Genomic DNA, 13,038 nt, shown 5'->3' on the forward strand with positions numbered 1-13,038 from the left:
ATTTACTCTCACATAACGGAAAATACTCACGGATAAGTAAATTTACTCTCACATAACGGAAAATACTCACGGATAAGTAAATTTACTCTCACATAACGGAAAATACTCTCGGATAAGCAAAATTTATTCTCGCATAACTGGAGGAATGTCTGAAAATAGATAAAAAATGTAAATTAGAGTTCAAAAACTGTTGAAAATGGTTTAAATGTCGGGAGAATTACCTATTTTTACATGACTACTAGATTCAAAAAAGTCGAATGAATGTTCGTTTTTTTGCTGTACAAAAGACTAAAAAGAGGTTATATTATTAATAGGATTTAAATTATAGATTTTGGCTATTAACTTTTTGGTTTATATATAAGGGAGGAACTAGTAGTGACTGATCGTAAAGCGGCCTTAGAAATGGCGCTAAAACAGATTGAAAAGCAATTTGGTAAAGGCTCTATTATGAAAATGGGAGAGAAAACAGACACAAGAATTTTAACTAGTCCTAGCGGCTCACTAGCACTAGATTCAGCACTTGGAGTTGGCGGATACCCTAGAGGAAGAATTATTGAAATTTACGGACCAGAAAGCTCAGGTAAAACAACAGTTGCCTTACATGCTATTGCAGAAGTACAAGCTGCAGGTGGACAAGCAGCGTTTATCGACGCCGAGCATGCCCTGGATCCAGCATATGCACAAAAACTTGGAGTAAACATTGATGAGTTATTGCTATCCCAGCCAGACACTGGTGAACAAGCACTAGAAATCGCAGAGGCACTTGTACGAAGCGGTGCAATTGATATTCTAGTAGTCGATTCCGTTGCAGCATTAGTTCCAAAAGCAGAAATTGAAGGAGAAATGGGAGATTCTCATATGGGCCTTCAAGCCCGCTTGATGTCTCAAGCGCTCCGTAAACTTTCTGGTGTCATTAATAAATCAAAGACCATCGCAATCTTTATTAACCAGGTTCGTGAAAAAATTGGAGTTATGTTTGGAAATCCCGAGACAACTCCTGGTGGTCGTGCATTGAAATTCTACTCTACCGTACGTATTGAGGTGCGTCGTGGAGAAGCACTAAAGCAAGGTACTGATATAGTTGGAAACAAAACGAAGATTAAGGTCGTTAAGAATAAAGTTGCTCCTCCATTCCGTACAGCTGAAGTGGATATTATGTATGGTGAAGGAATTTCTAAAGAGGGCGAGATCATTGATATTGGCTCTGAATTAGATATCGTCCAAAAGAGCGGTTCTTGGTATTCATATAATGAGGAAAGAATCGGTCAAGGCCGCGAAAATGCAAAGACTTTCTTAAGAGAAAATCCAAGCATTCGTCTTGAAATTCAGCAAAAAATCCGTGCGCACTATGGATTAGACGGTGAAAAGATTGTCACTGAAGTCGATGATGATGAGCAATTTGAATTAATAGATTAACAAAAAGAGCAAAGCCTGATTAGGTTTTGCTCTTTTCAATAAAATGCATAGTTATTGATAAAAATGTATATTTATTCATACGATAACCATTTAAGTAATGTTAAATTATGAACAAAGTCTAAATATTTCAAAAAGCTGTCAGGAGTTACCCTTGACAATGAATATACACACATTTACAATTAACATGTATATTTTACATTTTTGTTAATATTACAATGAAAAGCTGGTGCTTGCTGTATGTTGAACCTAACCAATGTACATGCCGACACTTAAAAAGTGTAACAAAAGTTCATAGCAAGAGGAGGTGTAACGATGGAACCTATTACTATCATCTCCATTTTGCTTGGCATTATCGTCGGTGCCGTTGTTGGCTATTTTGTTCGTAAATCCATTGCTGAGGCAAAAATAGCAGGTGCAAAGAATGCTGCAGAGCAGATTCTTGAAGATGCAAAGCGTGACGCTGATTCATTGAAGAAGGAAGCTTTGCTTGAGGCAAAGGATGAAATTCACAAGCTTCGTACAGAGGCCGAACGTGAGGTTCGTGAACGAAGAAATGAACTGCAAAAACAAGAAAACCGTTTACTGCAAAGAGAAGAGAATTTAGATCGAAAGGATGAATCGTTAAATAAACGAGAAATTCTATTAGAAAAGAAGGATGATTCTCTAAACCAAAGACAACAGCATATTGAACAGATGGAAAGCAAAGTGGACGAGTTGGTACGAAAACAACAAACTGAACTTGAACGAATTTCGAGTTTAACTCGTGAGGAAGCGAAGAACATCATTATCGATAAAATGGAGCAGGAATTAACCTATGACACTGCGATAATGATTAAGGAAAGTGAAAACCGCGCGAAAGAGGAAGCAGATAAGAAAGCGAAAGAAATTTTATCGCTAGCAATCCAGCGTTGCGCTGCTGACCATGTAGCGGAAACGACTGTATCTGTAGTCAACCTTCCAAATGATGAAATGAAGGGTCGTATTATTGGCCGTGAAGGAAGAAATATCCGAACACTAGAAACACTTACGGGAATTGATTTGATTATCGATGATACCCCAGAGGCAGTAATTCTATCAGGATTCGATCCAATTCGTCGTGAAACGGCTCGATTGGCGCTTGAAAAGTTAGTTCAAGACGGCCGTATCCATCCTGCACGTATTGAGGAAATGGTAGAAAAATCACGTCGTGAAGTGGATGAGTATATTCGTGAAGTGGGTGAACAAACGACCTTTGAAGTCGGTGTTCATGGATTACATCCGGATCTTATTAAAATCCTGGGACGCTTAAAGTTCCGTACAAGTTACGGACAAAATGTCCTAAAGCACTCTATGGAGGTAGCTCAGCTATCTGGCTTACTTGCAGCTGAACTTGGTGAGGATGAAACGCTGGCACGTCGTGCAGGGCTATTGCATGATATCGGAAAAGCAATTGACCATGAAGTGGAAGGAAGCCATGTTGAAATTGGGGTTGAACTTGCAACTAAATACAAGGAACACCCGGTGGTTATCAACAGTATTGCCTCACATCATGGTGATACGGAACCAACATCAACCATATCCGTTCTAGTGGCTGCTGCTGATGCGTTATCAGCCGCAAGACCTGGAGCACGTAGTGAAACTCTAGAAAACTATATTCGCCGCTTAGAAAAGCTGGAAGAGATTTCTGAGTCCTATGATGGTGTTGAGAAATCCTTCGCCATTCAAGCTGGACGTGAGGTGCGGATTATAGTTAGACCTGATGCAGTTGATGATTTAGCTGCACATCGTTTGGCTCGAGATATTCGGAAACGAATCGAAGAAGAGCTTGATTATCCAGGACATATTAAAGTGACAGTCATCCGTGAAACACGGGCTGTGGAATACGCAAAATAAAGCGGTGCTTATGCACTGCTTTATTTTTTTTGCAGGGTGACTTACGGTTAAATAAAATAAAAGTGTGATACAATTTATAGTAAATAAATGCATCACGAAAGGATTACAAATGAACTTATTATTTATTGGAGATGTTGTAGGCTCACCAGGCCGAGATATGGTGAAAGAGTATGTGCCAAAAATTAAAGAAAAATATAGACCAAATTTTACGATAATTAATGGTGAAAATGCTGCAGGAGGCAGAGGGATTACAGAAAAGATTTACCGGGAGTTTTTGGGTTCCGGCGCACAGGCTGTAACTCTTGGAAACCACTCCTGGGATAACAAGGAGATCTTTGAATTTATCGAATCGGCAAAGAATATGGTACGGCCGGCAAATTTCCCTGAAGGTACCCCAGGGAAAGGATTAGTATTCTTTAAGGTAAATGACCTAGAAGTAGCTGTCATCAATTTACAAGGGCGCACATTTATGCCGCCTCTAGATTGTCCTTTTAAAAAGGCGGATGAATTAGTGGAAATGGCACAGAAAAGAACACCATTTATTTTTGTGGATTTCCATGCAGAAGCAACAAGCGAAAAACAAGCAATGGGCTGGTATTTGGATGGAAGGGTTTCAGCTGTAGTTGGCACACATACACACGTTCAAACCGCTGATAGCCGTATCCTGCCAGGAGGCACAGGCTATTTAACGGATGTAGGGATGACAGGTCCATATGATGGAATTCTTGGTATGGAAAGGGAAGCAGTCATCACAAAATTCCTTACAAGCCTTCCTGTACGATTTGAAGTTCCTAAAGCGGGTAGAACCCAGCTTAGTGGAGTCTACATGGAACTTGACAGGAAAACTGGCAAGAGCAAAAAAATGGAAAGAATTTTAATAAATGAAGATAATCCTTGGTATTCTTAACCTTCCAATTGTGGAAGGTTATTTCTTTTTACTAATAAATAAGCACTTTTTTTGTCCAAGCCGGAATATGTCTTTTGCAGAATGAATATAGTAGCAGTGGAATCTTATATACCTGATTTGCTCATGAAACTGCTCATGCCAGGATCGGGATTATACAAGGGGGAGCTAGGAATGGAAATATTAAAAGTTTCAGCAAAATCTAATCCTAATTCTGTAGCTGGTGCACTTGCTGGAGTTCTGCGTGAAAGAGGTGCAGCAGAAATACAGGCGATTGGTGCAGGTGCATTGAATCAAGCTGTTAAGGCAGTAGCGATTGCAAGAGGATTTGTAGCACCTAGCGGAGTAGATTTGATTTGCATCCCTGCGTTCACTGACATTAAGATTGATGGTGAAGAACGCACGGCTATAAAGCTTATTGTTGAACCAAGATGAAAGAGATAGAATCAAAGATGTGAAACAAGATGAATAAATCAAACTTTTACCTGCTTAAATTGTAAGCAGGTATTTTTATATACAAATCATATTTAAAATGTTATTCTAGTATAAATGAAAGCGTTTTCCTGGTTAAAGTATTAAAGTAATATATTTTATTAGATTTATTAATAAATCGCATAACAACAATGTTTTATAACCATTTTATATGGTTATATGCAGATTTAATAAATGTCAATTTTTATAATATAAAAAAATATTCATATTTTAGACAATATTTCGTATGAAAGGGTTGCAATTTTTGGTTTAGAGGTCTAGAATTGTAAGCGTTTAGTACATCTTCTAGTTTCAATTTATTTTTCCTTTAAAGCTTTAAAGGCTAAAATCTAGTGAATAACTCGGAATTGTGCTACTCTATATGAGAGTTATAAAATATATTTTTTACATATCCAAAGGGGTGTAAGTCATGATCAATCAACTTTCGTGGAAAGTTGGCGGACAACAAGGGGAAGGTATTGAAAGTACAGGGGAAATATTTGCTATTGCATTGAATCGCCTCGGTTATTACTTGTATGGTTATCGTCACTTTTCATCTCGTATCAAAGGCGGTCATACAAACAACAAAATCAGAGTCAGCACGACAGAAGTTCGTTCAATCTCTGATGATCTTGATGTTCTTGTCGCTTTTGACCAAGAAACTATCGATTTAAACTACAAAGAGTTACACAGCAAAGGTGTAATACTTGCGGATGCAAAGTTCACGCCGAAGAAACCAGAAGATACACAAGCAGCATTGTATGCGGTTCCATTTACAGAAATTGCTACTGAATTAGGAACATCCCTAATGAAAAACATGGTAGCCATTGGTGCTACATCAGCTGTCTTGAATCTTGATATTCATGTTTTTGAAGAAGTAGTTCAAGAGATTTTTGGTAAAAAAGGTGCTCAAGTAGTTGCGAAAAACATGGATGCCATTAAAGCTGGATATGATTATATGAAGAAACAGCTTGTAGATGGCATTGAAATAATGGAACTTGAAAAAGCTGACGGCAAGAAGCGCATGTTCATGATTGGAAATGATGCTATTGCATTAGGAGCAGTTGCGGCTGGATGTCGTTTTATGGCTGCGTACCCAATAACACCAGCTTCTGAAATAATGGAATATTTAATTAAAAAGCTTCCTGCTCTTGGTGGTACGGTTATTCAAACGGAAGATGAAATTGCTGCCTGTACAATGGCAATTGGTGCTAACTATGCTGGTGTTCGTACAATTACGGCATCTGCTGGCCCAGGATTATCATTAAAAATGGAAGCAATTGGTCTCTCAGGTATAACTGAAACTCCGCTAGTTGTTGTTGATACACAGCGTGGCGGTCCATCTACAGGATTACCAACAAAGCAAGAACAGTCAGATTTAATGGCTATGATCTATGGAACACATGGAGAAATTCCTAAAATCGTTATGGCTCCTAGTACTGTAGAAGAGGCTTTCTATGATACAACTGAGGCATTTAACCTTGCTGAAGAATATCAATGTCCTGTAATTGTTCTTACAGACCTTCAACTATCTTTAGGTAAGCAGACAGTTGAACCTTTAAGTATGGATAAAGTAGAAATCAGACGTGGAAAGCTTGTTACAAATGAAATTCCTGAAAGTGAAAACAAAGCATATTTCAAACGTTATGAAGTGACGTCTGATGGAGTTTCTCCACGTGTCATCCCTGGTATGAAAAATGGTATTCACCATGTAACAGGTGTTGAACATGATGAAACAGGAAAACCTTCTGAATCGGCTGTAAATAGGAACGCTCAAATGGACAAGCGATTCCGTAAAATAGAAAATATTCGTTTCAATACACCAGTGTATAAAAACGCTAAGCATGAAGATGCTGACATTTTATTAGTTGGTTTTAATTCAACTAGAGGTGTAATTGAGGAAGCTATGGTTCGTTTAGAAAATGAAGGAATGAAAGTGAATCACGCTCATATTCGTTTGATACACCCATTCCCAACGGACGAAGTACTACCACTTGTTCGTTCAGCAAAGAAAGTAGTGGTTGTTGAAAACAATGCTACTGGTCAATTGGCAAACATTATGAAAATGAATGTTGGGCATGCTGAAAAGATTATTAAACATTTAAAATATGACGGTAATCCGTTCCTACCACACGAAGTATATACAAAATGTAAGGAGTTGTTCTAAACATGGCCACTTTTAAAGACTTTAGAAATAATGTAAAACCGAACTGGTGCCCTGGCTGTGGCGACTTCTCTGTACAAGCGGCAATGCAACGTGCAGCAGCAAATGTAGGTCTTGAGCCTGAAAACTTAGCTGTTATTTCTGGTATCGGATGTTCTGGTCGTATCTCTGGTTATATTAATTCATATGGCTTCCATGGAATTCATGGCCGTTCATTACCAATCGCTCAAGGTGTAAAAATGGCAAACCGTGATTTAACAGTTATCGCTTCCGGCGGTGACGGTGACGGCTTTGCAATCGGTATGGGACATACCATTCATGCGATCCGTCGTAATGTAGATATCACCTACATTGTTATGGATAACCAAATCTATGGTTTAACAAAAGGACAAACGTCTCCACGTTCAGCTACCGGCTTTAAAACGAAATCATCGCCGCTAGGTTCGATTGAACAACCGATTTCACCAATGGAGATGGCGTTAACTGCAGGGGCAACATTTGTTGCACAAAGTTTCTCTACAGATTTAAAAGACCTAACTGCATTAATTGAAGCAGGCATTAAGCATAAAGGGTTCTCTTTAATTAACGTTTACAGTCCTTGTGTAACCTATAATAAGGTCAACACTTATGATTGGTTTAAAGAAAATCTTACGAAGTTAAGTGATATTGAAGGATATGATCCTTCAAACCGTGAAAACGCTATGCAGACATTGATGAAGCATAATGGTTTAGTTACTGGTTTGATTTATCAAAACACAGAACGTAAATCCTACCAGGAATTGATTAATAATTACTCTGAAACTCCATTAGCAAAAGCTGATCTTAACCTTGATCAAGGATACTTTGATAAATTAGTTAACGAATTTATGTAAGTACATGGAAAATCCCGTAGTATACTACTACGGGATTTTCTATTGTTTTCAAGCCTATAAACCTTTATACTATAATAATGTGCGGAAGTGTGTTAGGTAGGATTCTTACACACTAGTACAGGGAAAATTTTACTTTTCATAGACTAATTTTTAAATTGACTGAAAGGAGATTTATTATTTATGAATGAAAAACAACGTATAGATGCTCAACAAATCGAAGCTGCTAATTCTTCGGACAAAAAATCCGCCAAGGATTACAGTAAGTACTTTGAGCAGGTAATTACTGCACCTTCATTAAAAGACGCTAAAAAGCGTGGAAAAGAAGAAGTAAAGTATCATAACGATTTCTCTATTCCAGAAGAATTTCGTGGTATGGGAGAAGGCCGTAAGTTTTATATCCGTACCTATGGCTGCCAAATGAATGAACATGATACCGAAGTAATGGCAGGAATCTTTTTGGCTCTAGGATATGAACCTACAGATTCAACCGAGGATGCCAATGTTATTCTTTTAAATACATGTGCAATTCGTGAAAATGCAGAAAACAAAGTGTTCGGTGAACTAGGACATTTAAAGCATTTGAAGTTGGAAAAGCCAGATTTACTTATAGGTGTATGTGGATGTATGTCTCAAGAAGAATCTGTGGTTAATAAGATTCTAAAAACCTATAATCAAGTAGACATGATATTTGGCACACATAACATTCACCGTTTGCCAAATATTTTACATGAAGCATACATGTCAAAGGAAATGGTTGTTGAAGTATGGTCCAAAGAAGGGGACGTTATTGAGAACCTTCCAAAGGTAAGACGCGGAAATATAAAGGCATGGGTTAACATTATGTACGGCTGCGACAAATTTTGTACCTATTGTATTGTTCCATTTACACGCGGTAAAGAGCGAAGCCGTCGTCCTGAAGAGATTATCCAAGAAGTCCGTCATTTAGCTGCACAAGGCTATCAGGAAGTTACACTCTTGGGCCAAAATGTAAATGCGTATGGGAAAGATTTAGAGGGTGTGAACTATGGTCTAGGTGAACTTATGGACGAATTACGGAAGATAGATATTCCGCGTATTCGTTTTATGACAAGTCATCCACGTGATTTTGATGACCATTTGATTGAAGTTCTTGCAAAAGGCGGCAATTTAATGGATCATATCCACCTTCCTGTTCAATCCGGGTCTACTGATGTATTAAAGATTATGGCTCGTAAATATACTAGAGAACAATATCTAGAACTGGTACGCAAGATTAAAGCAGCGATTCCAAACGTTGCATTAACTACTGATATTATTGTTGGTTATCCAAATGAAACGGATGAACAATTTGAAGAAACAATGTCTTTATATCGTGAAGTGGGCTACGAACTAGCGTATACGTTCATATATTCACCTCGTGAGGGTACCCCTGCTGCAAAAATGCAGGATAATGTTCCAATGGAGGTAAAGAAGGAACGTTTACAGCGTTTAAATGCTTTAGTTAACGAGATGTCTGCTGAGGCAATGAAGAAACATAAAGGCCAAATTGTCGAAGTTCTTGTCGAAGGGGAAAGCAAGAATAATCCTGAAGTACTTGCAGGATACACGTCTAAAAGCAAGCTTGTTAATTTTGCTGCACCTAAATCAGCGATTGGTAAAATTGTTAAGGTGAGAATTACCGATGCAAAAACATGGTCATTAAACGGAGAAATGGTGGAAGAATTAGAACCAGTAGAGGTGAAGTAAAGTGGCTAAATTTACAAAAGACGATATCATCGCTCGTGCCCAAGAATTAGCACGTATGATTGCGGAAACAGAGGAAGTTGATTTCTTTAAACGAGCAGAAGCACAGATTCACGTAAACGCAAAAGTTAGTACGCTAATTTCTGATATAAAGGGTTTGCAAAAGCAGGCAGTTAATTTACAGCATTACGGTAAGCCAGAAGCATTGAAAAAGGTGGAAGACAAAATTGCTTCCATTGAACAGGAACTAGACAATATTCCGGTTGTTCAAGAGTTTAAGCAATCTCAAATTGATGTAAATGAATTGCTTCAGTTAATTGCCACAACGATCTCAAATAAAGTAACAGATGTCGTTATTGAATCAACAGGTGGAGATGTATTAAAAGGTGAAACCGGTGCAAGTGTAAGTAATGGCGGGTCTTGCGGAAATCATGACGACCATGACCACAATCATTAAATAAATCATAACCAGGCTTTGTTAAAGCCTGGTTTTTTTATACATTTATCTCACAGAAGAAAATCCTCCTGACTTAAATACATGCCTAATTGTAACCTACATAAAACTCCCGCATAAAATGTACTATGACTAAACTTTTAACCAGTATTCTCAGAAATATATCGCACACTAGTCTAAAAAATTGCATAGGATGAAATGAAAATGAATGAGGAGGTTTCGCGCGAAATGGGAGAATACAGAGAGATAATTGTTAAGGCCGTAGTAGCGAAAGGGCGTAAATTCACCAATTCCAATCATACGATTAGCCCGGCACATAGTCCAACCAGCATACTTGGCTGTTGGATTATCAACCATAAATACAACGCGAAAAAAGTCGGCAAAACTGTAGAGATACACGGCTCTTATGACATCAATGTATGGTACTCATACAATGACAATACCAGAACAGAAGTTGTTACTGAATGTGTTAAATATACAGATGTCATTAAGTTGAAATACCGTGACCATGATTGCTTGGATGACAATGAGATTTGTGCTCGTGTTTTGCAACAGCCTAATTGTTGTGAAGCAGTCATCTCCCCAAATGGCAATCGAATCATTGTTCATGTTGAAAAGGAATTCCTAGTGGAAGTAATTGGTGAAACAAAAGTATGTGTTGCCATTAATCCAAAGGGCTGCCATGATGATGACGATGATTGGGGAATGGATGTTGATGACGAGGAATTTGAGGAATTAAACCCAGATTTCTTACTTGGAGTCGAAGAAGAGTAAACATACTAGGAAGTTTCTACTTCCTAGTTTTTTCTATTGTATCATTATATAATAGTCTTAAAGAAAAAAATGTATGATAAAAAAGAAAAATCAGCATGCTATTTTTTAGGAGGTGTCAATGAGATGGACCCTAGACAACCTGGAAATAACAAACTGCCTGATTTCGACCAATTGAACGACAGAATTATTGCTGAGCAGCCCTCGGAACCACATTTGATCATTAAGACCAATCTTGACCCACAGGATTCTACCGAAAACAACCCATATTATCAGGGGAAGGATACAAGTAACCCCAAAGCATTTAAAGACTATTTTGAAGAATAATGAAAGCCAGGATTCACTTTCCTGGTTTTATTTTTTTGCTTTTTGAGTATTTTGTACTAATTTTAATCTCTTTAGTTTCTAATAAATTGGAAGATCATGTACCACCTCGTGAGTAAAGAAATATTTTCTTTAAAATAAAGAATATTTTATTTATTCTAAGTGTATATCGGATATATACTAACATAAAGAAATATTAATCCGTTTTTTTCTGAGGTGTGCAATGAATATAGAGAAATATATAAAATTAATTGGAAATGAATTACTGCCCAATATCCAGCTGACAACGGATGGTCCATTTGAACCAATTATAGTTAAAAATGTCTCGAATACTTGGAAAACAATCGGCAGCGGTAATTATGCAGGAGTCTTTTTGCATCAATCCAATCCTAAATGGGTTGTTAAGGTGTATGGAAGAAAACCTGAGGATTTAAAAAAGGAAGTTAATGTATACAAAAAGTTAGGTAAACATGAATCCTTTTCCTCATTAATTGACTATGGAGATAATTATTTGATTTTAAAAAGGATAGAAGGGATGAATTTATTCGATGCGGTTGTAAAAGGCATCCGTATCCCTGAAACTGTTATCCGGGATGTAGATGAGGGGATAGCATATGCTCGTTCAGTGGGATTAAATCCGTTTGATGTCCATGGAAAAAATGTCGTTATGAGTAATGGAAGAGGATATATTGTGGATGTTTCGGATTTTTATAAGCATGGTAAATGCCGTAAGTGGGATGACTTGAAAAAAGCGTATTATAAAATTTATTTGCCGCTTATTTCTAAATATCACCCACCAATTCCATTTTTTATTGTCAACAGTGTTCGAAGAGGATATCGATTATACCGAAAAATAAAAAAGGGAAATAAGTAAACCTATTTCCCTCATTTTGTTTATTGATTATTATTTTGAAATTGTACCATGAATTCACTAAAAGCTTTACATGTTGCATATGGGACAGAGTTATAGGTGGATGCCCGGCAGCCCCCAACAGAGCGATGTCCATTAACACCGACGAATCCTTCGCTTTTAGCCTCACTTAAGAATTTCTTCTCCAGTACTTCATCGTTTACTCGGAATGTAATATTCATTAGTGAACGGCTTTCAGGTTCAGCGTGACCAATATAAAAACCATTGCTTTGGTCGATTGCATCATATATAAGTTTCGCTTTATCCTCGTTACGTTCAGTAATGGAATTAATTCCGCCTAATTCTTTTATCCAGCTCAAAACTTCACCAAGCATATAGATTCCAAATGTCGGAGGTGTGTTATATAAAGAGTTGTTTTTTGAGTGGGTGCTATACCTTAACATTGTCGGGATGTTAGGATTAGCTTTTGCAATCATATCCTTGCGAATGATTGCCACTGTAACGCCGGAAGGACCAAGATTTTTTTGAGCACCGGCATAAATTAAGCCAAACTTGCTGACATCAAAAGGCTTAGATAAGATATCACTGGACATATCAGCAATCAGTGGAACATCACCTGTATCTGGGAAGTCACGCCACTGAGTACCATAGATAGTATTATTAGATGTTAGATGTATATAGGCATCCGTTGAATTGTACTTCAATTCGTCAAAAGAAGGGATTCGGCGATAATGGCTTTCCTTTGTGCTGGCAACATGATAAGGATTCCCAAATAACTTTGCCTCTGAAAAGGCTTTTTCAGACCAAGAACCTGTCATTATATAGCCTGCTTTTTCCCCAGGCCTCAAAAAGTTCATGGGAACCATTGAAAACTGGAGACTTCCTCCACCCTGCAGAAAAAGTACCTCATAATCTTCCGGAATAGATAACAATTCTTTTAGAAGGGCAATGGCATTATTATGTACCTCTTCATAGGCTGCGCTTCGGTGGCTTAGCTCCATGATTGACATACCGGTGCCACGAAAATCAATAAGTTCCTGCTTGGCTTTTTCAAGCACCTCAAGTGGAAGGGCGGAAGGTCCTGCATTAAAATTATAGGCACGCTGTATTAGTGAATTCATTTTCTCACTCCCCATTTTCATTTATTAGAATATAACATATTTTCTAACACTTTAAATACAAAAGACTCAAAATAAT

Annotated in this window: 12 protein-coding genes; 11 read left to right on the plus strand and 1 reads right to left on the minus strand. The window is 37.7% G+C overall.

Going from position 1 to position 13,038, the window contains the following annotated elements; genetic code table 11:
• Positions 1 to 375 precede the first annotated feature (375 nt).
• The 11 genes from recA (at position 376) to QNH48_RS09770 (ending at position 11,844) form a co-directional block, all read left to right on the plus strand.
• Positions 376 to 1,416 (plus strand): recombinase RecA, encoded by a 1,041-nt coding sequence (gene recA, locus QNH48_RS09720; protein ID WP_095249337.1) that lies wholly within the window; start codon positions 376 to 378, stop codon positions 1,414 to 1,416.
• Between the two features lie 312 nt (positions 1,417 to 1,728).
• The gene (gene rny, locus QNH48_RS09725) at positions 1,729 to 3,288 is read left to right on the plus strand and encodes a ribonuclease Y (RefSeq protein ID WP_283954707.1); all 1,560 of its coding nucleotides are present in this window, start codon (positions 1,729 to 1,731) and stop codon (positions 3,286 to 3,288) included.
• Positions 3,289 to 3,397: 109 nt separating this feature from the next.
• A complete protein-coding gene (locus QNH48_RS09730; protein ID WP_283954708.1) occupies positions 3,398 to 4,195 on the plus strand; it encodes a TIGR00282 family metallophosphoesterase in 798 nt (265 codons plus the stop codon).
• 171 nt (positions 4,196 to 4,366) lie between these two features.
• Positions 4,367 to 4,627 (plus strand): stage V sporulation protein SpoVS, encoded by a 261-nt coding sequence (gene spoVS, locus QNH48_RS09735; RefSeq protein ID WP_026692408.1) that lies wholly within the window; start codon positions 4,367 to 4,369, stop codon positions 4,625 to 4,627.
• 466 nt (positions 4,628 to 5,093) lie between these two features.
• A complete protein-coding gene (locus QNH48_RS09740; RefSeq protein ID WP_283954709.1) occupies positions 5,094 to 6,830 on the plus strand; it encodes a 2-oxoacid:acceptor oxidoreductase subunit alpha in 1,737 nt (578 codons plus the stop codon).
• A gap of 2 nt (positions 6,831 to 6,832) precedes the next feature.
• Positions 6,833 to 7,699: a 2-oxoacid:ferredoxin oxidoreductase subunit beta gene (locus QNH48_RS09745; protein ID WP_283954710.1), complete on the plus strand. Its 867-nt coding sequence runs from the start codon at positions 6,833 to 6,835 to the stop codon at positions 7,697 to 7,699.
• Between the two features lie 180 nt (positions 7,700 to 7,879).
• Complete coding sequence (gene miaB / locus QNH48_RS09750) at positions 7,880 to 9,424, plus strand: tRNA (N6-isopentenyl adenosine(37)-C2)-methylthiotransferase MiaB (RefSeq protein ID WP_283954711.1); 1,545 nt, start codon at positions 7,880 to 7,882, stop codon at positions 9,422 to 9,424.
• A gap of 1 nt (position 9,425) precedes the next feature.
• The gene (locus QNH48_RS09755; RefSeq protein ID WP_283954712.1) at positions 9,426 to 9,878 is read left to right on the plus strand and encodes a YlbF/YmcA family competence regulator; all 453 of its coding nucleotides are present in this window, start codon (positions 9,426 to 9,428) and stop codon (positions 9,876 to 9,878) included.
• Between the two features lie 225 nt (positions 9,879 to 10,103).
• Entirely contained in the window at positions 10,104 to 10,649 is a 546-nt protein-coding gene (locus QNH48_RS09760; RefSeq protein WP_221819935.1) for an outer spore coat protein CotE, read from the plus strand.
• A 123-nt stretch (positions 10,650 to 10,772) separates the two neighbouring features.
• Positions 10,773 to 10,973 carry a hypothetical protein gene (locus tag QNH48_RS09765; RefSeq protein WP_133369385.1) on the plus strand — a complete coding sequence of 67 codons (201 nt, stop codon included), beginning with the start codon at positions 10,773 to 10,775 and terminating at the stop codon, positions 10,971 to 10,973.
• Positions 10,974 to 11,193: 220 nt separating this feature from the next.
• Complete coding sequence (locus tag QNH48_RS09770; RefSeq protein WP_283954713.1) at positions 11,194 to 11,844, plus strand: protein kinase family protein; 651 nt, start codon at positions 11,194 to 11,196, stop codon at positions 11,842 to 11,844.
• A gap of 20 nt (positions 11,845 to 11,864) precedes the next feature.
• Here QNH48_RS09770 and serC read toward each other — a convergent pair whose 3' ends face one another.
• On the minus strand, positions 11,865 to 12,962 hold the full coding sequence (serC, locus tag QNH48_RS09775) for a 3-phosphoserine/phosphohydroxythreonine transaminase (protein ID WP_283954714.1): 1,098 nt from the start codon (positions 12,960 to 12,962) through the stop codon (positions 11,865 to 11,867).
• Positions 12,963 to 13,038: the final 76 nt, after the last annotated feature.

Source organism: Neobacillus sp. YX16 (genome assembly GCF_030123505.1).
In the GTDB taxonomy this organism is placed as follows: Bacteria; Bacillota; Bacilli; order Bacillales; family Cytobacillaceae; genus Neobacillus.

What these genes read in the sequence shown, in the direction of transcription:
- rny (WP_283954707.1), top strand. Translation starts at nt 1,729, where the DNA reads ATGGAACCTATTACTATCATCTCCATTTTGCTTGGCATTATCGTCGGT.
- QNH48_RS09730 (WP_283954708.1), top strand. Translation starts at nt 3,398, where the DNA reads ATGAACTTATTATTTATTGGAGATGTTGTAGGCTCACCAGGCCGAGAT.
- spoVS (WP_026692408.1), top strand. Translation starts at nt 4,367, where the DNA reads ATGGAAATATTAAAAGTTTCAGCAAAATCTAATCCTAATTCTGTAGCT.
- QNH48_RS09740 (WP_283954709.1), top strand. Translation starts at nt 5,094, where the DNA reads ATGATCAATCAACTTTCGTGGAAAGTTGGCGGACAACAAGGGGAAGGT.
- QNH48_RS09745 (WP_283954710.1), top strand. Translation starts at nt 6,833, where the DNA reads ATGGCCACTTTTAAAGACTTTAGAAATAATGTAAAACCGAACTGGTGC.
- miaB (WP_283954711.1), top strand. Translation starts at nt 7,880, where the DNA reads ATGAATGAAAAACAACGTATAGATGCTCAACAAATCGAAGCTGCTAAT.
- QNH48_RS09760 (WP_221819935.1), top strand. Translation starts at nt 10,104, where the DNA reads ATGGGAGAATACAGAGAGATAATTGTTAAGGCCGTAGTAGCGAAAGGG.
- QNH48_RS09765 (WP_133369385.1), top strand. Translation starts at nt 10,773, where the DNA reads ATGGACCCTAGACAACCTGGAAATAACAAACTGCCTGATTTCGACCAA.
- QNH48_RS09770 (WP_283954713.1), top strand. Translation starts at nt 11,194, where the DNA reads ATGAATATAGAGAAATATATAAAATTAATTGGAAATGAATTACTGCCC.
- serC (WP_283954714.1), bottom strand. Translation starts at nt 12,962, where the DNA reads ATGAATTCACTAATACAGCGTGCCTATAATTTTAATGCAGGACCTTCC.